The sequence below is a fragment of the Thauera sp. SDU_THAU2 genome, assembly GCF_038260575.1.
Classification (GTDB): Bacteria; Pseudomonadota; Gammaproteobacteria; order Burkholderiales; family Rhodocyclaceae; genus Thauera.
In genome coordinates this window covers 3,861,086-3,884,322 of sequence record NZ_JBBWUN010000003.1, presented here as the reverse complement: position 1 = coordinate 3,884,322, position 23,237 = coordinate 3,861,086, and the positions used below count along the sequence as shown (strand labels likewise).

Sequence of the window (23,237 nt, the reverse complement as noted above, 5' to 3'; positions counted from 1 at the left end):
AGGCGGCCCCACCTATTCCGGCAGCCAGCGCGCCGGGTCGATCTTCCAGGCGGCGAAGTCCTCGTGGCCGACGATGCGGTCCTGCGAACGGCGCAGGTCGATGGTTTCGGGCGGCAGGTAGTGGCCGCGGGTGTGGAAGATGACTTTCACCACCGGCTGCATCATCTGCTCCTCGTTCTGCGACTGCACGACCGCCAGGCGCTGGCTTTCGAGCCGCACCAGCGAGCCGGTGGGGTAGATGCCGACGCTGCGGATGAAGGATTGCACCAGCTCCGGCTTGAAGTGGAACTTGCTCCATTCCAGCAGCTTGCGCAGCGCATCGGTGGGGGGCATGCCCTTGCGGTAGACGCGATTCGAGGTGAGCGCGTCATAGACGTCGACGATCGCCCCCATCTGGCCGTACAGGCTGATCTCCTCGCCCTTGAGCTTGTTCGGGTAGCCGGTGCCGTCGAAGCGCTCGTGGTGCTGCGCGGCGACGTCCAGCGCGATGTTGCTGATGCCGGGCGTGCTCTGCAGGATGATCTTGCTCTGCACGACGTGGTTCTTCATCTTGACGAACTCGGCGTCGGTGAGCTTGGCCGGCTTGTTGAGGATCTCGTCCGGCACCTGGGCCTTGCCGACATCGTGCAGCAGGGCGCCGATGGCGATTTCGCGGATGATCTCGCGCGGCTGGTCGAGCGCACGGGCGAACGAGACCATCAGCGCACAGACCGATACCGAGTGCTGGAAAGTGTATTCGTCGTGGTCCTTGAGCCGCGCCAGCGGCAGCAGGGCGTCCTGCCGGCTGAAGATCGAATCGACGATGCGTGCGACCAGCGGTTCGATCTGCTCCATCTCGATCTGCTTGCCCAGCCGGATGTCGCCCATCATGTTGCGCACGATCAGGTTGGCCTCGCCGTGCAGGCGACGGGCCTGCTCCAGCGTGCGGGGGGGCGGACGCCGAGGCGTCGTGCCGGCGTCGGCGGCGGCGAGGGCATGCACCGCCTCATCGACCTCGTTCTCGTCCTGCGCGGACTCATCGGCGACGTCGAGCCCGCGCTCCGTGTCGATCCAGATCTCGGGCACGCCCAGCGCACGTATCTCGGCGACGGTTTCGTCGGTGTCGACGGTGAAGCGGTTGCGCACGAAGTTGTGCTCCATCCAATCGCAGTTCAGGTCATGGACGTACATGCCTGGCCGTAGCTTGTCGATGGGAATGAGCTTGATCATATGAGAACAGGGTTTGCGGTTTGCCGGGAGTATCGGACTTGTTGTCGACATAGGCCAGAGGGACCGGTTCGACGGCGAGAAGTTGCGCACGCTACGATCCACGTGCGCGGAAGGGCGGCTCTTTGGCGAGGGGCCCGGATGCTAGAATCGCCGTCTTGCCAAAATCTTGCCTGCAGGAGCGTACGGTGCGTATCGTCTGTCTAGACCTCGAAGGTGTGCTGGTTCCCGAAATCTGGATCGAATTCGCCGAGCGCACCGGCATCCCCGAACTGCGCCGCACCACGCGCGACGAGCCGAACTACGACACGCTGATGAAGTACCGCCTCGGCATCCTGGCGGAGAAGAAGCTCGGCCTGCCCGACATCCAGGAAGTCATCGCCAGCATGGGGCCGATGGAAGGCGCGCGGCAGTTCCTCGACGAACTGCGCGACACCTACCAGGTCGTGATCCTGTCCGACACCTTCTATGAGTTCGCCAAGCCGCTGATGAAGCAGCTCGGCCTGCCGACGCTGTTCTGCCACAGCCTCGAAGCCAACGACGAAGGCGTTCTGGTCGACTACCACCTGCGCATGCCCGACCAGAAGCGCGAAGCCGTCAAGCGCTTCAAGGAGCTCAACTTCAAGGTCGTCGCCGCCGGCGATTCGTACAACGACACCGCGATGCTGGGCGAAGCCCACGGCGGCATCCTGTTCCATCCGCCGGAAAACGTCGTGCGCGAATTCCCGCAGTATCCGGTGGTGCGCGACTACGCCGGCCTGCGCGCCGAGATCGACAAGGCTTTCGCCCGCGCGGGCTGAGGTCCGCACGTATCGTCGGGCGGGCACCCGGTATGCCCGCCGCGCCGCCGTTTTCCGAATCGGCGCCTTTCACTCCGTTTTGCAGTACCTGACCATGCATCGCGAACGCTTCTATACCCTGTCCGCTTCCTGCCCCGATCGCACCGGCATCGTCGCCAAAGTGTCGAGCTTCATCGCCGAACACAAAGGCTGGATTCTCGAAACCGCGCTGCACGCCGAGCCGGCGCTGGACGCCGCCAACCGCGGCCGCTACTTCATGCGTGTCGAGATCCGCGCCGATTCGCTGCCCTTCATGCTGAGCGAGTTGCGCGAGCGCTTCCGCCCGATCGCCGAAGAGCTGCAGATGGAGTGGAAGATCACCGACAGCGCGGTCAAGAAGCGGGTCGTGATCCTGGTCTCGAAGCAGGAGCACTGCCTGTACGACCTGCTGGCGCGCTGGCAATCGAAGGAGCTGGACATCGAGATCCCCTGCGTGATCTCCAACCACGCCACTTTCCGCGGCGTCGTCGAATGGCACGGCATCCCCTTCCACCACGTGCCGGTCACGCCCGACAACAAGGCTGCCGCCTATGCCGAAGTGCAGCGCCTGTTCGAGGAGGTGCGCGGCGACACCATGGTGCTGGCGCGCTACATGCAGATCCTGTCCCCCGAGCTGTGCGCCGCCTATCCGGGCCGCATCATCAACATCCACCACAGCTTCCTGCCCAGCTTCGTCGGCGCCAAGCCCTACCACCAGGCCTACGACAAGGGCGTCAAGCTGATCGGCGCCACCTGCCACTACGTCACCGCCGACCTCGATCAGGGGCCGATCATCGAGCAGGACGTGATCCGCATCGACCACTCCGATGCCGTCGAGGACATGGTCCGCTACGGCAAGGACATCGAAAAGACCGTGCTGGCGCGCGGCCTGCGCTACCACCTGGAAGACCGGGTGCTGGTGCATGGGAACAAGACGATCGTGTTCCGCTGAGCATTGCGCGCGAACTTGCTCGGGACGCTGGTGACCAAGGCATGAACCGGTCACCTTGCCTGGAGCATGGAGAAATGAAGAAGCAGAAGCGCCTGAAGCCTCGGAATGCCCTGATTCCGATCCTGTTCAATGACTGCGGACATGCGGTTCCACAAGAACAAGCGCCGCGAGGAACGAGAGCGGCGAGCCAGGCAGGAAGTCAAAAACCATACCCGCGACACAGCGGGTATTTTTTTGGCTTCGGTGCGTGGAAATTCGATTTCTCGATAGCTGCGCAGACGAAAAAAACGGCGCCCCTCGCAGGGCGCCGGTGGAGATCGAAGCCAGGGGAGGGGCCGGCTTCGCAGGTGACAGCGGTGGTGTTACATGCGGTAGGCGGATTCGCCGTGTGCGCTGATGTCCAGGCCTTCGCGCTCTTCCTCTTCCGACACGCGCAGGCCGACCATCACGTCGATGAGCTTGTAGGCGACCAGCGAGACGACGCCGCTCCAGACGATGGTGATGATCACGCCGTAGGTCTGGATCCACAGTTGCGAGGCGATCGAGAAGTCCGCGTCGCCGGTGCCGCCCAGGCCGGGAGCTGCCAGCACGCCGGTGAGGATGGCGCCGACGATGCCGCCGATGCCATGGACGCCGAAGACGTCGAAGGCGTCATCCACCCGCAGCAGGCGCTTCAGGCCACCCACGCCCCACAGGCAGGCCAGGCCGGCGATGAGGCCGAGGACGATCGAACCCATCGGGCCGATGAAGCCGGCGGCGGGGGTCACGGCGACCAGGCCGGCGACCGCGCCCGAGGCGGCGCCCAGCATCGAGGGCTTGCCCTTCAGCACCGCTTCGCCGGTAATCCACGACACGGTCGCGGCGCCGGTGGCGAGGATGGTGTTGATGAAGGCGAGGCCGGCGATGCCGTCGGCGGCACCGGCCGAGCCGGCGTTGAAGCCGAACCAACCCACCCACAGCAGCGAGGCGCCGACCATGGTCAGGGTCAGGCTGTGCGGTGCCATCGATTCACGGCCGAAGCCGATGCGCTTTCCCACCATGTAGGCGCCCACCAGGCCGGCCACGGCGGCGTTGATGTGCACCACGGTGCCGCCGGCGAAGTCGAGCGCGCCGTCCTGGGCCAGCAGGCCGCCGCCCCACACCATGTGAGCGACCGGGATGTAGCTGAAGGTGAACCACAGCACGCTGAAGATCATCACCGCCGAGAACTTGATGCGCTCGGCGAAGGCACCGACGATCAGCGCGCAGGTGATGGCGGCGAAGGTCGATTGGAAGGAGATGAAGACGTATTCCGGAATGGTGCTCAGCGCCGAGGACATGGTGTCCGGCGTGATGCCGCTCAGGAACAGCTTGCTGAAGTCGCCGTAGAAGGTGCCTTCACCGCCGAAGGCGAGGCTGTAGCCGTAGATGGCCCACAGGATGGTGATCGTCGAGAAGATCACGAAGACCTGCATCAGTACCGACAGCATGTTCTTGGCGCGGCCGAGGCCGCCGTAGAACAGCGCGAGGCCGGGGATGACCATCAGGATGACGAGCATCGTCGAGGTCAGCATCCAGGCGGTGTCGCCGGCGCTGAGTGCCGGGGCCGCTTCGGCGGCGTCCTGGGCGAAGGCGCTGCCGGCGGCGAACAGGGCCGGCAGGAATGCGAACAGCTTTTTCATTTTGATGTGCTCCCTTACAGCGCGTCCGGGCCGGTCTCGCCGGTACGGATGCGGATGGCCTGTTCCAGATCGAAGACGAAGATCTTGCCGTCGCCGATCTTGCCGGTGGCGGCGGACTTCTCGATGGCCTCGATGGCCTGGTCGAGGATGTCGTCGGCCACGGCGGCCTCGATCTTCACCTTGGGCAGGAAATCGACGACGTATTCGGCGCCGCGATAGAGCTCGGTGTGGCCCTTCTGGCGGCCGAAGCCCTTGACCTCGGTGACGGTGATGCCTTGCACGCCGATGGCGGACAGGGCTTCGCGCACTTCGTCGAGCTTGAAGGGCTTGATGATGGCTGCGATGAATTTCATGGGTTTTCTCCAGTTCTGCGGGCTGGCCGGTCAGAAGGACTTGCTGACCGACAGGATGAAGCGCTCGTCGGCGAGGTCGGAGTGCTTGATGTCGGAATCGACGTAGTGCAGGCCGAAATCGAAGCCGCCGAATTCCTTGGTGACGCCGAGCTTCCAGTCCTCATAGTCGTCGCCGCCCTTGATGTCGTTGTAGCCGTAGTGCAGGTCGAGCTTGAAGCCGGCGCCGAGCTCGAATTCGGCGCCGAGGTCGTAGTACTGGCTGCCTTCGGAGTCGCGCAGGCCGAACAGGTCGGTGAAGGCGTAGGAATACTTGAAGGACAGGAACTCCCACGACAGGCCGAGGTAGCCTTCCAGCGTGTTCGGCTTGGTCATGCCGGTTTCCGCTTTCCACACCGAGCCGTAGCTGCCGGGGTAGTAGTACTGCAGCAGGCCGACGTCGTAGCCGATCGGGCCGGCTTCGCCCGCGTAGCCGGCGTAGAAGTCGATTTCCAGGCTGTTGCCGGACGACTTGCTGACCTCGGCGTCGTTGATCCAGGACACGTTGGTGGCCCACACGCCGGCATAGAAGCCGCTCGAATGCGTGTAGTCGAAGCCGCCCTGCAGCGCCGGGCGCTCGTCGGTCTGGCTGATGCCGCGGTAGGCGTAGTCCGAGACGATGCTCACGTTGGCCGAGAAGGGGCTGTCCTCGGCATGGGCGATGCCGGCACATGGAAGCGCGGCGATGAGGGCGGATACAGCAAGCGTCTTGTGCATGGTGCTCTCCTGGCAGAGGAAGTTGGATTTCCGACGAGCACTCTTTAGCAGGCCTCGTGCCAGCCCCCGGAGTGCCAGGATTCATGCGGGTTTCAGCCTGGAGGATGTTGTGTTGCCGGGTGTTTTTGTTGCGCCGCGCAAAGGAATCGGGCGCAACTTGGTGCGTGACGCACCAAAGTGGTGCATTTGAACCGGCGCGGTGCGCCGGCGGCCGATCGGGCGGGCGTGCTAGACTTTCACCATCCATCACCGGCCATCGATACACGCACATGTCCCTACTCCGCGCTTCCTCGACGAAATCGGCGCCAAGCTCTCCGAACTGGCCGCCAACAGCCCTGCCCGCGACATCGAAAAGAACGTCAAGGCCATGCTCGGCAGCGCCTTCGGCAAGCTCGATCTGGTCACCCGCGAGGAATTCGAAGTCCAGCGCGAAGTGCTGGCGCACGTGCGCCAGAAGCTCGCCGAACTCGAAGCCCGCGTCGCCGAGCTGGAGCGTGCGCGCGCCGGTGAGGGTGACAAGCCGGCCTGAGCGTCGCCCCGGCCGCCATCTCCTGGATGATGTCGGCTTAATCTTTTGTCATCGATGCGTTCCCGCTAGACTGGCGATCCGTCCAGTCCGGAGAACCGCATGTCTCTCGCGCTCGTGCGCAGCCGCGCGCTCGACGGCCTCGATGCCCCCGAGGTCACGGTCGAGGTGCATCTGGCCAATGGCCTGCCTGCCTTCAGCCTCGTCGGCCTGCCCGATACCGAAGTGCGCGAGGCGCGCGATCGCGTGCGCGCCGCGCTGCAGACTTCGCAGTTCGAATTCCCTCAGCGGCGGATCACCGTCAACCTGGCGCCGGCCGACCTGCCCAAGGAAGGCGGCCGCTTCGACCTGGCGATCGCGGTGGGCATCCTCGTCGCCTCCGGCCAGGTGTCCGGCAAGCTGCTCGACGGCCTGGAGTTCTGCGGCGAGCTGTCGCTGAACGGCGAACTGCGCGCGGTGCGCGGCGTACTGGCGGTGGCGCTGGCGGCCGGACGCGGGGGGCGTGCGCTGGTGGTGGCGCCGGCCAACGCGGCGGAAGCGGCGCTGGCCCGGGAGACGACGGTGCTGCCGGCGGGCAGCCTGTGCGCGGTGGCGGCTCATCTGAACGGCCACACCGCGCTGGCGCCGCAGCCGTGCAGCAGCCCGTCGCTGCAGCCTGCCCGGGGGCCGGACCTGGCCGACGTGCGCGGCCAGCTACAGGCGCGCCGCGCGCTGGAAGTGGCCGCAGCCGGTGCCCATGCGCTGCTGCTGTTCGGGCCGCCGGGCACCGGCAAGTCGATGCTGGCGCAGCGCCTGCCCGGCCTGCTGCCGCCGATGTCCGAGGCCGAGGCGCTGGAAACGGCGGCGGTGAGTTCGCTGGAAGGCCGCTTCGACGCCGCGCGCTGGGCGCAGCGGCCGATGCGCGCACCGCATCATTCCGCTTCGGCGGCGGCGCTGGTCGGCGGTGGCGCAACGCCGTGTCCGGGCGAGATTTCCCTCGCCCACAATGGCGTCTTGTACCTGGACGAACTGCCCGAGTTCGACCGCCGTGTGCTCGAATCCCTGCGCGAGCCGCTGGAAAGCGGCTGCATCAGCGTATCGCGGGCGCGGCGGCGGGCGGAGTTTCCCGCGCGCTTCCAGTTGGTGGCGGCGATGAACCCTTGTCCCTGCGGCTTTCTGGGCCATCCGCGCAAGGCCTGCCGATGCACGCCGGAGCAGATCGCACGCTACCGCGGGCGCCTGTCGGGGCCGCTGCTCGACCGCATCGACCTGGTGGTGGAAGTACCGGTGCTGGAGCACGAAGAGCTTGCTTCGGCTGCGCCCGGGCCATCGTCGATGGAAGTGCGGGCGCGGGTCGAGCAGGCGAGGGCGGTGCAGATCGAGCGCCAGGGCGTGGTCAATGCCCGGCTCGACAGCCGCGGCGTGGAGCGTTTCTGCATGCCGGACCAGGACGGTGCGGCCTTGCTGAAGCAGGCGATGAGCCGGCTGGATTTTTCCGCGCGGGCCTATCACCGCGTCCTGCGCGTGGCGCGCACGCTGGCGGACATGGCTGGTGTCGCACAGCCCGGAGCGGCGCAGATGGCCGAGGCGATCCAGTACCGCCGCAGCCTGGATGGGCGCTGAGCGCGGGCCGACCGGCCCCTCAGCACTGCTCCCACGGCAGGCCGTCGAAGCGCCAGCCGCTCACCGAGTTGCGGTGATGGTGTTCGTCGAGCTCGCCTTCGAAGCCGTGCTGCACGTTGTAGACGTCTTCGAAGCCGGCCTCGAGCAAGGCCTCGCCGGCCGTTTCCGAGCGATTGCCCGAACGGCAGATCAGCAGGATCGGACGGCCGCCGCCGTTGCCGGCCAGCTTGCGTACTTCGCCGACGAAATGCGGATTCACCTCCCATTCGGGGCCGTCGTTCCACGATACGTGGATCGCGCCGACCGGATGCCCGACGAACAGGTATTCGATTTCGCTGCGCACGTCGATCAGCAGCGCTTCCGGGTTCGCCTGCAGGAAGGCATGCGCTTCTTTGGGGGTGATCTGCTTCATGCGTCGTTCTCCTGAAGTGCAGGATTATATTCTGAACAACGAATGTACGAACGGCGGAAGCGCTCCGGGCAGGGCAGGCCGCATGAGAGCTGTATGACTTTCCCCCTTCCCCGGAAGGGAGAGGGAGGCTCGCGAAGGAGCTCCCGACCGGGGACGCCCGGTCAGGGACGCCCGGTCGGGGGCTCCCAACGCAGCGGCGCCCAGTCATGGGCGCCCCCGGTCTCAGGCGATCTCGCCCAGATAGGCTTCGCGCACCTTCGGGTCGGCCAGCAGTTCGCTGCCGGAGCCGGTCAGGGTGACCTTGCCCGACTCCATCACGTAGCCGCGCTGGGCGAATTCCAGCGCCAGGTTGGCGTTCTGCTCGACCAGCAGGATGGTGACGCCGTCGCGCGCGACCGACTGCACGACCTCGAAGATCTTCTCCACCACCAGCGGCGCCAGCCCCATCGAAGGCTCGTCCAGCAGCAGCAGCCTGGGGCGGGACAGCAGCGCGCGGCCGATCGCGACCATCTGCTGCTCGCCGCCCGACAGCGTGCCGGCGACCTGGTGCAGGCGCTCCTTGACGCGCGGCAGCATGGTGTAGACGCGCTCCAGGTCGGCCTCGATGCCGGCCTTGTCCTTGCGCGTGTAGGCGCCCATGCGCAGGTTCTCTTCCACCGTCAGGCGGGTGAAGATGCCACGGCCCTCCGGCACCAGCGCGACGCCGCGACGCAGGCGCCGGTGGGCCGGCACGGCATTGAGCTTGTCGCCCTGGTACAGGATGCTGCCGCCGGCGATCGGCAGCACGCCGGCGATGGCGTTGAGCGTGGTGGTCTTGCCGGCGCCGTTGGCGCCGATCAGGCAGACGAGCTCGCCGGCCCACAGGTCGAGGTCGATGCCCTTCACGGCCTGGATGCCGCCGTAGGAAATCTGCAGGTTCTGCAACTGCAGCAGCGGAGACGTGGGATTAGTGTGCATGCTTGCCTCCGCCCAGGTAGGCGGCGATGACCGCTTCGTTCTTCTGCACCTCGAAGGGGACGTCCTCGGCGATCTTCTTGCCGAAATCCAGCACCGCGACGCGGTCGCACAGGCCCATCACCAGTTTCACGTCGTGTTCGATCAGCATCACGGTGACGCCGTCGTGGCGGATCTGCTCGATCAGCAGCTTGAGCTGGGCGGTTTCGGTGGCGTTCATGCCGGCGGCGGGTTCGTCCAGCGCCAGCAGTTGCGGCTCGGTGGCCAGCGCGCGGGCGATCTCCAGCCGGCGCTGGTCGCCGTAGGACAGGTTCTTCGACACCACTTCGGCGAAGCGGCCGATACCGACGTAGTCGAGCAGCTCATAGGCACGCTCGGTGGTCAGGCGCTCTTCCTCGCGGGTGTGGCGGTTCTGCGTCAGGATGCCCCACACGCCCGCCTTGGTGCGGATGTGGTGGCCGGCCATGACGTTCTCGAGCGCGGTCAGGTCGCGGAACAGGCGGATGTTCTGGAAGGTGCGGGCGATGCCGCGGCCGACGATCTTGTGCGGCTTGCCGACCGGCAGTTCGCTGCCGTTGAAGACGAACTCGCCGCCGTCCGGCGTGTAGGCGCCGGTCAGCACGTTGAAGAAGGTGGTCTTGCCGGCGCCGTTGGGGCCGATCAGGCCGTAGACCTCGCCCTTGTTGATCGTCAGCGAGACGTCGGTCAGCGCCTGCAGGCCGCCGAAACGCTTGCCGATGTTGCGGGCTTCGAGCAGCGTGATCACAGCGCACCCTCCCGCTTCATGTTCTCGGGGTGGGCGTAGCGCGCGCGGGCCGGGATCATGCCGGTGGGGCGCAGCAGCATCATCAGGATCATCGCCAGCGACAGCAGCAGCATGCGCAGCACCTCGGGGTCGAGGATCACGGTGCCGAACAGCGTCTGCTGCAGCGGAATGGCGATGTCGCGCAGGATCTCGGGCAGCATCGCCAGCACGAAGGCGCCGACGATAGCGCCGGCGATGTTGCCCATGCCGCCGAACACCACCATCGTCAGCACCGCGATGGACTCCATCAGGCTGAAGCTCTCGGGGCTGACGAAGCCCTGGAAGGCGCCGAACAGCGCGCCCGCGACGCCGCCGAAGGTGGCGCCGAGCGAGAACGCCAGCAGCTTCATGTTGCGGGTGTTGATGCCGATCGCCTTGGCCGCCAGCTCGTCGTCGCGCATCGCCGCCCAGGCGCGGCCGACGCGCGAGATCTGCAGGCGCTGGATGAACACGATCGAGCCGGCCACGCACAGCAGGAAGAAGTAGTAGTACAGGAACAGCGAATTGATCGAGAAGGTCTCGGTGACCTGCAGGTTGCGTGACAGATCCCAGCCGAACAGGTTGATCGGGTCGAGCATGTTGATGCCCTGCGGCCCGTTGGTGATGTTGACCGGGTAGTTCAGGTTGAGCATGAAGATGCGGATGATCTCGCCGAAGCCCAGGGTCACGATCGCCAGATAGTCCCCTCGTAATCGGAGTACCGGGAAGCCCAGCATGATCCCCGCCAGCGCGGCGAAGGCCGCCCCCAGCGGCAATACCAGCCAGAACGGCATGTGTATGTCGAAGTGCGGCGAGGCGAGGAAGGCGAAGGTGTAGGCGCCCACCGCGTAGAAGGCGATGTAGCCCAGGTCGAGCAGGCCGGCGAAGCCCACCACCAGGTTCAGGCCCAGCGCCAGCATCATGTACAGCAGGGCGAAGTCGAGGATGCGCACCCAGCTGCGGCCGAACTGCCAGGCGATGATCGGCGCGGCCAGGGCGATGATGATGATGAGCCAGCGCGCCGCCATCGGGTTGCGCTTGCCCAGCCAGGGTACGGCGGAAACGAGTTCGTTCATGGTCGTGGGCTTCCCTTATGCACGGTCCGACACGCGTTCGCCGAGCAGGCCGGTGGGCTTGAAGATCAGCACCAGGCCCAGGATGATGAAGGCGAAGATGTCCTGGTAGGACGAGTTCAGGAAACCGAAGGTGAGGTGTTCGATGTAGCCCGCGCCGAAGGACTCGACCAAGCCCAGCATGATGCCGCCGAGCATCGCGCCGCCCAAGTTGCCGATGCCGCCCAGCACCGCGGCGGTGAAGGCCTTGAGGCCGGGCATGAAGCCCATGCCGTAGTGGGCGATGCCGTAGTTGCTGGCGTACATCACCCCGGCCACGGCGGCCAGCGCCGCGCCGACGACGAAGGTGAAGGCGATGATGGCGTTGGTGTCGACGCCCATCAGGCTGGCGACGCGGTGGTTCTCGGCGGTGGCGCGCATCGCACGGCCGATGCGGGTGCGGGTCACCAGCAGCGACAGCCCGATCATGATCGCGGCCGAAGCGACGATGATGATGACCTGCACCGGGGTGATGAACACGCCCTCGATCGGCTGCAGCGGCGTGGTCGAGATGAGCTGCGGGAAGGTGTGGTAGTTGCGGCCCCAGATGATCATCGCGATCGTCTGCAGCAGGAAGGACATGCCGATCGCGGTGATCAGCGGCGCCAGCCGCGGGGCGTTGCGCAGGCGCCGGTAGGCGAGCCGCTCCATCAGGAAACCCAGGGTCATACAGACCGGTATCGCCACCATCAGCGCGATGGTCAGCATGTAGATCGGCGACATGCCGGGCGCGACGCCCATCAGGAACATCATGGTCTGCAGGGCGGTCAGCGCACCGACCATCAGCACGTCGCCGTGGGCGAAGTTGATGAGGCCGAGGATGCCATAGACCATCGTGTAGCCCAGGGCGATCAGCGCATAGACGCTGCCGATCACCAGGCCGTTGATCAGTTGCTGGATGAGGGTTTCCATTGTCGACGGGTAGCGCTTTCAGGAAGGATTGAATGATCCTGCCCCCGCACGGCGGCGCGCGGGGGCAGGCCGTCGCTCAAAGTGCGACCCAGTCGCCGTCCTTGAACTGGTAGACGGTGACCGCGCCTTCCTTCAGGTCGCCGTTGTCGTCGAAGGAAACATTGCCGGTCACGCCGTCGAAGTTGGTGGCCTTCAGCTCGGGCAGGTACTTGGCCGGCTCGACCGAACCCGCGCGCTCCATCGCCTTGATGATCGCCATCGCCGCATCGTAGGCATAGGGCGCATAGACCTGCACGTTGCCGCCGAAACGCTTCTGGTAGTCCTCGCGGAACTTGGCGCCGCCCGGCATCTTCTCGATCGGCAGGCCGGCCATCGAGCAATACGTGGTCGAGCTGATCGCGTCGCCCGCCAGCTTGATCATCTCGGGGCTGCAGCCGCCGTCGCCGGTCATGAACTTGGCGTTGATGCCGAGCTGCTTGATCTGGCGCAGCATCGGTCCGGCCTGGGCGTCCATGCCGCCGAAGAAGATCACGTCCGGGTTGGCGGCGCGGATCTTGGTCAGGATGGCGTTGAACTCGGTCGCCTTGTCGGTGGTGAACTCACGTGCCACCACCTGGGCGCCGGCCGCCTTCACCGCCTTGTCGGTCTCGTCCGCCAGGCCCTGGCCGTAGGCGGTGCGGTCGTCGATGATCGCCACCTTGGCCGCGCCCAGCGTCTTCACGGCGAAATCGCCCAGCGCGCCGCCCTGCTGCACGTCGTTGGCGATGGTGCGGAACACGCCCTTGTAGTTCTGCAGCGTCAGCTTGGGATTGGTCGAAGCCGGCGACACCTGCGGCACACCGCCCTGGTCGTAGATGCGCGAAGCTGGAATCGAAGTGCCGGAGTTCAGATGGCCGACCACCCCCTTCACGCCCGCATCCACCAGGCGCTGGGCCACCGTGGTACCGGTACGCGGGTCGGCCTGGTCATCCTCGCCGACCAGCTCGAACTTGACCTTCTGCCCGCCGATGTCGGCGCCGCCCTGGGCATTGACCGTCTCGATCGCCATCCGGGTGCCGTTCTCCAGGTCCTTGCCCAGGTGCGAGATGGTGCCCGTCAGCGGCGCGGCATTGCCGAGCTTGACGACCTGCTGCGCATGGGCAGCGCCCAGGCCAATGCTCATGACTGCGAGTGCGACGATGGTTTTCTTCATGTTTGATCTCCTGCGAGCCCAGGTGATGACTGATGGTGTTGTCCGATGCATCCGCGAGGCCTTGTCTCCCCTCGTCGAGGCCGAAGCCTGCCCGGCCCCTGTCCCCTGCCACTGCTGCGCACGTCCGCCATGTGGCAAAAGTTTGCGTATTCTGCACAAAAACAGGGCGCAGATATGCCCCGTCGTGAGGCCTTGCGCCATCTCCCGGTGCTGCAACGCAGCGGCAAATGCCAGCGCCTTGTGTGGAGAAAGGCAAAGTTCGAGTCCTGCAAGCCTTTTGGTGCATCGGATACGGGTGGTGCGATGCACAAGTCGTGCCAGATGGTGGATTGCCCTGAGCGGGCGCGTGCTGGAAGGGGAAGGTGAGTGCTGGGAGGCGCTGGCGCATTGGAGTCTGGTGAAGCGTCGGCTGCAGATTGCTCGGGTTGCCGATGATGGCGTGGCTTTTGTTAATCAATAAGCTGTGGCTAGTCTGTGCGACAGTGCAGGGGCGCCAAGCCGGCTGTGGCGTGGTGTTTTTCTGGGCTGCCTATACGGCAGTGAAGATCACGCCATGTTGCGCGGTCGCCGCTGCTTCTTTCTAAGCTGCCTATACGGCAGTGAAGACGCCGCCAACCGTTCGCCACGAGCGCGGACATTTCTAAGCTGCCTATACGGCAGTGAAGGCCGCAGGCCGGTCCGGGATCAGCTTCATGCCTTTCTAAGCTGCCTATACGGCAGTGAAGACGATCAGTGCGGCAGGCCTGGCGCAGGCGGCTTTCTAAGCTGCCTATACGGCAGTGAAGCTCGGCAATGCCGGCGGTGCGCAGGTTGTCCATTTCTAAGCTGCCTATACGGCAGTGAAGACCTGCTTCACGACGCACGCTGGCGTCGAAGTTTTCTAAGCTGCCTATACGGCAGTGAAGGAAGCAGAACACGATATTGCCGCGTACCGTGCTTTCTAAGCTGCCTATACGGCAGTGAAGGATGATGCGGCGCTGGTAGGGCTCGCGGTAGCTTTCTAAGCTGCCTATACGGCAGTGAAGGTGACGATGGGGATGGCGATGGCGGTCACACATTTCTAAGCTGCCTATACGGCAGTGAAGACCATCAGGCCTTCGATGAAGGTGACGATTTCTTTCTAAGCTGCCTATACGGCAGTGAAGCATCGGCATGGTCCGCAAGATGTGATCTCGTTTTTCTAAGCTGCCTATACGGCAGTGAAGCTCGAGGAGTTCTTCGAACTGGTCGGCGGGGTATTTCTAAGCTGCCTATACGGCAGTGAAGCCAGGTCGTCCGGATTCGCGCTGGCGCCTGCTTTTCTAAGCTGCCTATACGGCAGTGAAGAACGAAGCTGTCACGCCGGCAGACGACCTCGAGTTTCTAAGCTGCCTATACGGCAGTGAAGTGCGCTGACGTGGTGTGCAGCTCCGGCGGCGCTTTCTAAGCTGCCTATACGGCAGTGGAGAACTCATTTCTGATTTCCCGCCCGCCGCACCTGTTTCTAAGCTGCCTATACGGCAGTGAAGTTGAGGGATACCAGGGCGACAGCGGCCGCGATTTTCTAAGCTGCCTATACGGCAGTGAAGTTCTCGTCGAAGACCCAAGACGCGGGCGGCATTTTCTAAGCTGCCTATACGGCAGTGAAGGGTAACCAGTCAGGGGAGCGGGCGAGCACAGATTTCTAAGCTGCCTATACGGCAGTGAAGGACGCAGACCGTGTTCCGCTGGCCCCCGTGCATTTCTAAGCTGCCTATACGGCAGTGAAGTCTGCGCGCGTCGACGGTAGCGGATCGGCTGTTTTCTAAGCTGCCTATACGGCAGTGAAGCCGGCACGGTGGCGGTCGTAGATGGGCTGGATTTTCTAAGCTGCCTATACGGCAGTGAAGCTTTACGGGTCGCCTGCGTAGCAGGTCGGGGTTTTCTAAGCTGCCTATACGGCAGTGAAGAAGAGCAAGGCCGACTACACCCGGGCGCGCTGTTTCTAAGCTGCCTATACGGCAGTGAAGTGACCGTTGACTTTGCCCTCATGCTGCATAACTTTCTAAGCTGCCTATACGGCAGTGAAGCCAGGTCGTCCGGATTCGCGCTGGCGCCTGCTTTTCTAAGCTGCCTATACGGCAGTGAAGAGGAACCTGAACAGGTTCAGCGGGCTTTCACCTTTCTAAGCTGCCTATACGGCAGTGAAGGGCTGCTCGGTTGTCGTCTCGGTGCTGGTGATTTTCTAAGCTGCCTATACGGCAGTGAAGAGTTTGTTGTGCCGGGTGAGCCGGTCGGGAAGTTTCTAAGCTGCCTATACGGCAGTGAAGGTGTGCAGGCAGCGTCGGATCGTATGGCACCGTTTCTAAGCTGCCTATACGGCAGTGAAGTCACCAAGGCCATGAACGAAGCCGCGCTGCACTTTCTAAGCTGCCTATACGGCAGTGAAGGTTTATGAAAAGGGCAAGCAGCTCGGCGACAATTTCTAAGCTGCCTATACGGCAGTGAAGCAAGGGTGCAGGGCGATTAGTTTGTCGATCGTTTTCTAAGCTGCCTATACGGCAGTGAAGAAACGGGTATTTGTGAATCGGATTGCGAGGCATTTCTAAGCTGCCTATACGGCAGTGAAGTCCTTCCAAGGGCCGTACTTGCCCTTGCTCTGTTTCTAAGCTGCCTATACGGCAGTGAAGCTGTCGAGTGCAGCGGCGGTCTGGAACTCGATTTTCTAAGCTGCCTATACGGCAGTGAAGGACGTGAAAAGCAAAAAACCCCGCGTCCTTTCTTTCTAAGCTGCCTATACGGCAGTGAAGCTCGACGACCGGCTGGTGAACCTGCGTGTCGTTTTCTAAGCTGCCTATACGGCAGTGAAGCTGAACGCTCTCGATGCCGCTGCTCGGGAACATTTCTAAGCTGCCTATACGGCAGTGAAGTTCCCCGCCGGCTTCAGGTTGCCGGAAAACGATTTCTAAGCTGCCTATACGGCAGTGAAGAGCATGTCCAGCACGGCGCGCTCGGATTGCTCTTTCTAAGCTGCCTATACGGCAGTGAAGATGTAGACACGGCCGCCTCCCAGCATCACCTTTTTCTAAGCTGCCTATACGGCAGTGAAGCGAACCCGGATGAGGATGCGGCCGGCACATTATTTCTAAGCTGCCTATACGGCAGTGAAGCGACAGCAGCACATCGCGCAGCACGCCTTCGTTTTCTAAGCTGCCTATACGGCAGTGAAGGACAACCGGCCCGAGAACCTACTGATCTGCACTTTCTAAGCTGCCTATACGGCAGTGAAGACTGACGCAGTCGTGGGCGCTCGGGGCGGCAATTTCTAAGCTGCCTATACGGCAGTGAAGATGACGCCGCGCATCAAAGACGGAGAATTCGTTTTCTAAGCTGCCTATACGGCAGTGAAGTCGAGGGTGACGTGGGTGGCGCTGCTCTGCGTTTTCTAAGCTGCCTATACGGCAGTGAAGCTCATGCCCTCGCCGTCTTCCTTTCTCGGCACTTTCTAAGCTGCCTATACGGCAGTGAAGGTAGCCGACAGCACGAAGGTCTCGCCCGATCATTTCTAAGCTGCCTATACGGCAGTGAAGCTGGCCGCCGCCGAAAGCGACCTTGTCTTCATTTTCTAAGCTGCCTATACGGCAGTGAAGCGAAATCGCAGCGCTCCGGGATGCTCTTGGTTTTTCTAAGCTGCCTATACGGCAGTGAAGGAGACGGCGCCATTGTGCCCCGAACATCACACCTTTCTAAGCTGCCTATACGGCAGTGAAGGCCGGCGGCGGGCTGCTCGCTGACCTCATCCTTTTTCTAAGCTGCCTATACGGCAGTGAAGCTCGAGATCGCCAACACGCCCGTTGTCGGTGATTTCTAAGCTGCCTATACGGCAGTGAAGCCGCCGGAAACCACGCGCACAGGTCAGCGCATTTTCTAAGCTGCCTATACGGCAGTGAAGCGCGATTCTTCAGCGCAGTAGGGACCTGCAGCTTTCTAAGCTGCCTATACGGCAGTGAAGACGAAGTCCATGCGGCTCGATCGCGTGAGCACTTTTCTAAGCTGCCTATACGGCAGTGAAGCGAGCGCAGCGCGGTGCAGCGCGGCACGGTCGTTTCTAAGCTGCCTATACGGCAGTGAAGGATCTGTACGACCCCGGCGGTGCGCTGTACCATTTCTAAGCTGCCTATACGGCAGTGAAGCTGACGTGCCGGAACGTCAAGCTGTCCTCAACTTTCTAAGCTGCCTATACGGCAGTGAAGGACTTCGACGGCAGGCTGCGGCTGGTCGATGATTTCTAAGCTGCCTATACGGCAGTGAAGTGCGAATCGCGCTCAAACTGCTCGGGCGCATTTTTCTAAGCTGCCTATACGGCAGTGAAGCTCGATTATGCGTGGGCTGAGAAGTGGATCCATTTCTAAGCTGCCTATACGGCAGTGAAGGCCTGCAGGAGCCGCGAACGCCAGAGCGGCAATTTCTAAGCTGCCTATACGGCAGTGAAGCGGTGCGGTCGATGCCGCGTTGCAGCCAGGCCTTTCTAAGCTGCCTATACGGCAGTGAAGGGCGATGGCTGCCTGTACCAAGGCCTGCACCATTTCTAAGCTGCCTATACGGCAGTGAAGGCGGCGGCGGCTCCGGCGGGTTTCGGCGCGGATTTCTAAGCTGCCTATACGGCAGTGAAGTTCGGCCATCGCGAGGCGTGCGCGGCGAATCATTTCTAAGCTGCCTATACGGCAGTGAAGTTCGGGGTCATCGGACTCGTAGCCCGGCAACTTTTCTAAGCTGCCTATACGGCAGTGAAGGGTCGAGGATCCTGCGGCCCGGTGAATGGCAACTTTCTAAGCTGCCTATACGGCAGTGAAGGCAATTCCTCGAGGCCCGCGCGCCGATGGCGATTTCTAAGCTGCCTATACGGCAGTGAAGCGCCGGCAGCTCGGCCAGGCCGACGCGGACATTTTCTAAGCTGCCTATACGGCAGTGAAGCCTTGCCGACGGGTGGCGATGTAAATTTCCGGTTTCTAAGCTGCCTATACGGCAGTGAAGGGCACGGCCACCAGCAGCCCCTGACCGTCGATTTTCTAAGCTGCCTATACGGCAGTGAAGATCGTTTCACCTGCCGGCAGCTCGGGCAGCTTTTTCTAAGCTGCCTATACGGCAGTGAAGAGCAGAGGGGGACGCCTACTGCGCCCGCCTGGAGTTTCTAAGCTGCCTATACGGCAGTGAAGCCGATCGGTAGGCCGAGGTGTGCCGGCTGGCTTTTCTAAGCTGCCTATACGGCAGTGAAGTCTTCGTCAGCATCGACAAGCGCGTGCTGCAATTTCTAAGCTGCCTATACGGCAGTGAAGGAATCCGATCTCGTCAAGACGGCCAGCCTGCTTTTCTAAGCTGCCTATACGGCAGTGAAGCAAGACCGAGCGGTCAAGCTGGCTGACGCACTTTTCTAAGCTGCCTATACGGCAGTGAAGCCCCCACTCGCGCACTTGGTCGGCGCCGAAGATTTCTAAGCTGCCTATACGGCAGTGAAGGCGGTGGGCACCGCTGGGGGAGAGTCGAGCGTTTTCTAAGCTGCCTATACGGCAGTGAAGGAGGAACCGCCGCCCTATTCCTTCTGCCCTTTTTTCTAAGCTGCCTATACGGCAGTGAAGCGCCCGAGGCGCCGGGCTCGGCGCATGGATCCTTTCTAAGCTGCCTATACGGCAGTGAAGGGGGCCGCCCGGGAGGCAGCGGGGGGCGTCGATTTCTAAGCTGCCTATACGGCAGTGAAGCAGGCGCTGCACGGCGCGCACGGGGTCGGTGCTTTCTAAGCTGCCTATACGGCAGTGAAGTCCTTCCCATTTATTCTCTGGTGCTTCCTGAATTTTCTAAGCTGCCTATACGGCAGTGAAGAGAGGCCCCCCCTTTTTCTCGCCGCGCTCATTTTCTAAGCTGCCTATACGGCAGTGAAGGCGTGGCTCAGGGTGGCGATGGCATTGCTGGCTTTCTAAGCTGCCTATACGGCAGTGAAGGGGCGCAGTTCGTGCGGCGTGACCTGCCAGTTTTTCTAAGCTGCCTATACGGCAGTGAAGCTCTACATCGCCCTGTGGTGCGAGGCGGATAATTTCTAAGCTGCCTATACGGCAGTGAAGTGCAGGTTGTCGAGCGAGGTGAGGGCGGCGAATTTCTAAGCTGCCTATACGGCAGTGAAGTCCGCAAGCGCCCCTTCGGGGGCGCGCATCGATTTCTAAGCTGCCTATACGGCAGTGAAGCAGGTCGAAACCGAGACCTTCAAGACCTTCCAGGTTTCTAAGCTGCCTATACGGCAGTGAAGGCAACCCCGGCGGCGCCCCCGATCGCCTGCTGTTTCTAAGCTGCCTATACGGCAGTGAAGCAGACGATGGATACACGGGGCATTGCTGCCCCGTTTCTAAGCTGCCTATACGGCAGTGAAGCTGCGCCAGGCCGTCCGGGCCCTGGCTGCAGTTTTCTAAGCTGCCTATACGGCAGGGAAGATACCAGCCCATGCCGCGCTCGCGGCTCGGGAATTTCTAAGCTGCCTATACGGCAGTGAAGACCCAAGAAAACAGGTGCCCGGCGAAGTCATATTTCTAAGCTGCCTATACGGCAGTGAAGGACGTACGCGATGACTCAGGGGCATAACTCCTTTTCTAAGCTGCCTATACGGCAGGAAGGCCGCCGCGGTCCTCGTATGTGATCGCCACCTGTTTCTAAGCTGCCTATACGGCAGTGAAGACCGCCAGGGTGGCCGGCTCATCGATGTCGGCTTTCTAAGCTGCCTATACGGCAGTGAAGCCGCAGGCCCTGCGACGGTTCCCGGCTGGGCGTTTCTAAGCTGCCTATACGGCAGTGAAGGATCTCGACAATCGGATCGCGGGACGTGGGCATTTCTAAGCTGCCTATACGGCAGTGAAGGACACCTACGGCGAAAACCTGCGGACGGTGATTTTCTAAGCTGCCTATACGGCAGTGAAGGCGCCACTTCTTCTCGCGCACCGTGAAGATCTTTTCTAAGCTGCCTATACGGCAGTGAAGTGTCGGCGGTGTATGCCTCGGTCGCATTGATCGTTTCTAAGCTGCCTATACGGCAGTGAAGTTGTACAGGTTCGCAGCGCTGGAGCCCTTGTCTTTCTAAGCTGCCTATACGGCAGTGAAGTGCGCCGGCCGTGGAGGGGTGGATCGACCTGTTTTCTAAGCTGCCTATACGGCAGTGAAGTGGCCAGCACTTGGCGTGGCGTGATCCGCAACTTTCTAAGCTGCCTATACGGCAGTGAAGGTTGAGGACTGGTGCTACGACGGCATCCGCCTTTTCTAAGCTGCCTATACGGCAGTGAAGGAGCCCTGGCAATCGACATTCCGGCACCTGTGTTTCTAAGCTGCCTATACGGCAGTGAAGAGCGCGTGATGAGGCTGGACACGTTGTCCTCTTTTTCTAAGCTGCCTATACGGCAGTGAAGGCCCAGTGATCGAAGTCGAACAGGTAGATGTTTTTCTAAGCTGCCTATACGGCAGTGAAGGTCGGCCGTCCGCCTCGGCGGCTGGCTGCCCTTTTTCTAAGCTGCCTATACGGCAGTGAAGCTCCACCGAAAGCACCGAGGGCGCCGAACGCGTTTTCTAAGCTGCCTATACGGCAGTGAAGTGCAAAAACGACAGGGCGATTCGTGCGGATGCTTTCTAAGCTGCCTATACGGCAGTGAAGTCGTGCAGTAGTCGTTTTTTGGGACCGAGGAATTTCTAAGCTGCCTATACGGCAGTGAAGGTTCTCCGGCCGACTCGGGCGCCGGCACATGCTTTCTAAGCTGCCTATACGGCAGTGAAGGTTCCGGCAATCAGCGGGCGGCGCTGGACGTCTTTCTAAGCTGCCTATACGGCAGTGAAGCGACGGTTTTGGCATCGTTTAGCGCGACTTTTTTTCTAAGCTGCCTATACGGCAGTGAAGCGGGATCTGGTATTCCGACGACGGGGTGGCATTTTCTAAGCTGCCTATACGGCAAGGAAGGTACCACCCCGGCGCCCTCGCCCTTCCATGAATTTCTAAGCTGCCTATACGGCAGTGAAGCTGCATATGCCGAACGGGGCGACCGTGCGCAATTTCTAAGCTGCCTATACGGCAGTGAAGTTCGTCCGCGTCACACTGGGGGCCGGATCTGATTTCTAAGCTGCCTATACGGCAGTGAAGCTCAGCATCCGTTCGCCAGGCATCGAGGCTGATTTCTAAGCTGCCTATACGGCAAGTGAAGCGACCCGGATTTCTCCTTGGCGTCGTCCAGTTTTTCTAAGCTGCCTATACGGCAGTGAAGTAGCTGATTTCCCCGATAAGTTGCTATTTTTTAAAGAGAAAAATTGATCCGAGTGTTTTTAACCCTTTCTTTGTCAGGCTGTGTAAGTTATTGATTTTTCAAGGCCTACACAGTTTGGCCAAAAAAAGGGTCAGAACCACGGCACGGTGGCGGTGGCACTCAGACCGTAGGCGCTGAAGGCGCCTGGTTGAGCGGAGTCTTGCAGAGGACCGTGGTGGATGAACAGGCGGAAGTGCTCGCCGCTACTGTTGCTCCGGAGGTTGACGAAGGGAAGGTCGCTGCGTTGGGCGGCACTGTCCGGAATTCGCGCCTGGGCTGCTGCTGCGTCGAGACTGTGGCGCTTCATCAGTCGGCGGCGCAGCCGTTCGGGGCTGCTGTCGACCTGTACGCGGCTTACGCAACGGTGCTTGGTCTGCTGCGGCGTGGGAGCTGTTGCACCGATGTTCAGATGATCGCGCATTCCGGTTAGCCAGTTCAGCGCCATCAACTGATTCAGCGCCTCGGCATTGCCGTGCAGACGCAGGCGGGAGCCGAGGCCGCTTCCGGCCTTTTCGACGTCCGGAAAGCTGATGCCCACATCGTTGCGGTGCAGGTCGTGCAGGCCGCGATGCAGCTTGGCGAACAAGGCGCTCATCAGTTGAGAGGCGGGGAACTCCGGATCAGGCAGCAGGGTGAGGTCGAGGTAGTGATCCATGTTTCACCCCTTGTCTGCGTCACCGAACACGCCGCCGCGAATCAGTGTTGCGATGACGAAGTGCTGTTGCTCCGATGCCGGGACTTTATCTTTGACAACCCAGCCATCGAACAGACTGTAAAAGTCCTGCTTTTCCTTCGGTTGTCGATAGGCCTTGCCTTGTGTGGTGACCGAGCCGTAGGGCTCGACGGCGATGGGACCGTTCTCGTCGGCGTTGGGATACCAGGTGTCAATGGTGCGCAGTGCATTGCCGATTTTCTGCGAATGGATGGCAGCGATCTCCTTGCCCTTCTCACCGACGGCGTACAGCGTCTTGCTCTTATCGCCGCGGCCACGATCAAGGATCAATTCCTGCGAGGGGAAAACCTCCTGACCGGCTCCGAGACGCACGAAGGCAGTAATTTGCAGCAGCACATGCGCAGCTCCGGCGAGGCCGGACTCGATCAACTTGGCAAGCGTAGCGACATCATCGGCCTCAGCCGATGGCGCAGTGAGGGTACGCATTGCGTGGTCGAGCGCTTGAAATTGCCATTCGGTTGCTGCCAGGCCATCCTGGAGGTGTGCCATTCGCACTTCAACTTGCTCCGCACCGATGCGATTGCGCCACAGGAAGCGGCCATTGGCGAGGTTGGCGGCGTAACGGTGAGCCAGTTCAACGAAGCCGTGCTGCTGGACGTAGCCATGCACCGTAGCGATGAGCTTGTTGCGATAGTCGGCGTCGTTGCAGGCGGAAGGTTCGCCAGCGCCTCCGAGCACGCGCAGGGTGAATTGAACTTTCAGAGTGTCGGCATCCAGCGGCAGTGCAGCAACGTCCACCGTTTGCAGATTGGGGCTTTCGATCGCGGCGTCGAGCTTGGCGGGGTCTTGATCCTTGGTCTTGAGGCGGTTGGAGATGGTGCCGCGCACCGATTTTTCGCGGATCTTCACGGGCTGCCATTTATCCGAGGCATCGCGGGTGGCCCAATTACCGGCAAAGAACAGGGCATCGGACGGGTCGAGCTTGCGTTCGAAGGCGAGGACGGAGGCGGTCTTGAGGGGTGTATTGGCCATGATGCAATTCCTT

16 protein-coding genes and 1 CRISPR repeat array are annotated in these 23,237 nt (G+C 62.2%); of the genes, 4 read left to right on the top strand and 12 right to left on the bottom strand.

Features of this window, described 5'->3' with window-relative positions; translation table 11 throughout:
• Nucleotides 1–12: 12 nt before the first annotated feature.
• Complete coding sequence (locus AAFL97_RS19920) at nucleotides 13–1,209, bottom strand: HD-GYP domain-containing protein (RefSeq protein WP_341646403.1); 1,197 nt, start codon at nucleotides 1,207–1,209, stop codon at nucleotides 13–15.
• 185 nt (nucleotides 1,210–1,394) lie between these two features.
• Here AAFL97_RS19920 and thrH point away from each other — a divergent pair, with 185 nt between their 5' ends.
• Together thrH and purU are read left to right on the top strand one after the other, a co-directional pair.
• Nucleotides 1,395–2,006, top strand: a complete 612-nt coding sequence (gene thrH / locus AAFL97_RS19915; RefSeq protein ID WP_341646402.1) for a bifunctional phosphoserine phosphatase/homoserine phosphotransferase ThrH — start codon at nucleotides 1,395–1,397, stop codon at nucleotides 2,004–2,006.
• 94 nt (nucleotides 2,007–2,100) lie between these two features.
• The gene (gene purU / locus AAFL97_RS19910) at nucleotides 2,101–2,976 is read left to right on the top strand and encodes a formyltetrahydrofolate deformylase (RefSeq protein ID WP_341646401.1); all 876 of its coding nucleotides are present in this window, start codon (nucleotides 2,101–2,103) and stop codon (nucleotides 2,974–2,976) included.
• 362 nt (nucleotides 2,977–3,338) lie between these two features.
• Here purU and AAFL97_RS19905 read toward each other — a convergent pair whose 3' ends face one another.
• The 3 genes from AAFL97_RS19905 to AAFL97_RS19895 are packed head-to-tail and all read right to left on the bottom strand — an operon-like array spanning nucleotide 3,339 to nucleotide 5,743.
• Nucleotides 3,339–4,637 carry an ammonium transporter gene (locus tag AAFL97_RS19905; protein WP_341646400.1) on the bottom strand — a complete coding sequence of 433 codons (1,299 nt, stop codon included), beginning with the start codon at nucleotides 4,635–4,637 and terminating at the stop codon, nucleotides 3,339–3,341.
• Nucleotides 4,638–4,651: 14 nt separating this feature from the next.
• Nucleotides 4,652–4,990, bottom strand: coding sequence for a P-II family nitrogen regulator (gene glnK, locus AAFL97_RS19900; protein WP_068639083.1), 339 nt, complete (start codon nucleotides 4,988–4,990; stop codon nucleotides 4,652–4,654).
• A 30-nt stretch (nucleotides 4,991–5,020) separates the two neighbouring features.
• Nucleotides 5,021–5,743: a TorF family putative porin gene (locus AAFL97_RS19895; RefSeq protein WP_341646399.1), complete on the bottom strand. Its 723-nt coding sequence runs from the start codon at nucleotides 5,741–5,743 to the stop codon at nucleotides 5,021–5,023.
• A 259-nt stretch (nucleotides 5,744–6,002) separates the two neighbouring features.
• Here AAFL97_RS19895 and AAFL97_RS19890 point away from each other — a divergent pair, with 259 nt between their 5' ends.
• Together AAFL97_RS19890 and AAFL97_RS19885 are read left to right on the top strand one after the other, a co-directional pair.
• Entirely contained in the window at nucleotides 6,003–6,272 is a 270-nt protein-coding gene (locus AAFL97_RS19890) for an accessory factor UbiK family protein (protein WP_341647208.1), read from the top strand.
• A gap of 99 nt (nucleotides 6,273–6,371) precedes the next feature.
• On the top strand, nucleotides 6,372–7,871 hold the full coding sequence (locus AAFL97_RS19885; RefSeq protein ID WP_341646398.1) for a YifB family Mg chelatase-like AAA ATPase: 1,500 nt from the start codon (nucleotides 6,372–6,374) through the stop codon (nucleotides 7,869–7,871).
• A gap of 19 nt (nucleotides 7,872–7,890) precedes the next feature.
• On the opposite strand, the gene AAFL97_RS19880 is transcribed toward AAFL97_RS19885, so the two are convergent.
• The 8 genes from AAFL97_RS19880 to csy3 form a co-directional block, all read right to left on the bottom strand.
• A complete protein-coding gene (locus AAFL97_RS19880) occupies nucleotides 7,891–8,283 on the bottom strand; it encodes a rhodanese-like domain-containing protein (protein ID WP_263460411.1) in 393 nt (130 codons plus the stop codon).
• A 222-nt stretch (nucleotides 8,284–8,505) separates the two neighbouring features.
• Nucleotides 8,506–9,240, bottom strand: a complete 735-nt coding sequence (locus AAFL97_RS19875) for an ABC transporter ATP-binding protein (protein WP_341646397.1) — start codon at nucleotides 9,238–9,240, stop codon at nucleotides 8,506–8,508.
• On the bottom strand, nucleotides 9,230–10,003 hold the full coding sequence (locus AAFL97_RS19870) for an ABC transporter ATP-binding protein (RefSeq protein WP_263460413.1): 774 nt from the start codon (nucleotides 10,001–10,003) through the stop codon (nucleotides 9,230–9,232). Before AAFL97_RS19870 ends, AAFL97_RS19875 begins: the two co-directional genes overlap by 11 nt.
• Nucleotides 10,000–11,097 carry an ABC transporter permease subunit gene (locus tag AAFL97_RS19865; RefSeq protein WP_341646396.1) on the bottom strand — a complete coding sequence of 366 codons (1,098 nt, stop codon included), beginning with the start codon at nucleotides 11,095–11,097 and terminating at the stop codon, nucleotides 10,000–10,002. Before AAFL97_RS19865 ends, AAFL97_RS19870 begins: the two co-directional genes overlap by 4 nt.
• Nucleotides 11,098–11,112: 15 nt before the next feature.
• Nucleotides 11,113–12,045, bottom strand: a complete 933-nt coding sequence (locus tag AAFL97_RS19860) for a branched-chain amino acid ABC transporter permease (protein WP_263460415.1) — start codon at nucleotides 12,043–12,045, stop codon at nucleotides 11,113–11,115.
• A 76-nt stretch (nucleotides 12,046–12,121) separates the two neighbouring features.
• Complete coding sequence (locus AAFL97_RS19855) at nucleotides 12,122–13,237, bottom strand: branched-chain amino acid ABC transporter substrate-binding protein (RefSeq protein ID WP_341646395.1); 1,116 nt, start codon at nucleotides 13,235–13,237, stop codon at nucleotides 12,122–12,124.
• 517 nt (nucleotides 13,238–13,754) lie between these two features.
• Nucleotides 13,755–21,480: direct repeats of the CRISPR family, unit length 28 nt; unit sequence TTTCTAAGCTGCCTATACGGCAGTGAAG.
• 130 nt (nucleotides 21,481–21,610) lie between these two features.
• On the bottom strand, nucleotides 21,611–22,174 hold the full coding sequence (cas6f, locus tag AAFL97_RS19850) for a type I-F CRISPR-associated endoribonuclease Cas6/Csy4 (RefSeq protein ID WP_341646394.1): 564 nt from the start codon (nucleotides 22,172–22,174) through the stop codon (nucleotides 21,611–21,613).
• Nucleotides 22,175–22,177: 3 nt separating this feature from the next.
• Nucleotides 22,178–23,224, bottom strand: a complete 1,047-nt coding sequence (gene csy3 / locus AAFL97_RS19845) for a type I-F CRISPR-associated protein Csy3 (protein WP_263460418.1) — start codon at nucleotides 23,222–23,224, stop codon at nucleotides 22,178–22,180.
• Between the last annotated feature and the right edge of the window lie 13 nt (nucleotides 23,225–23,237).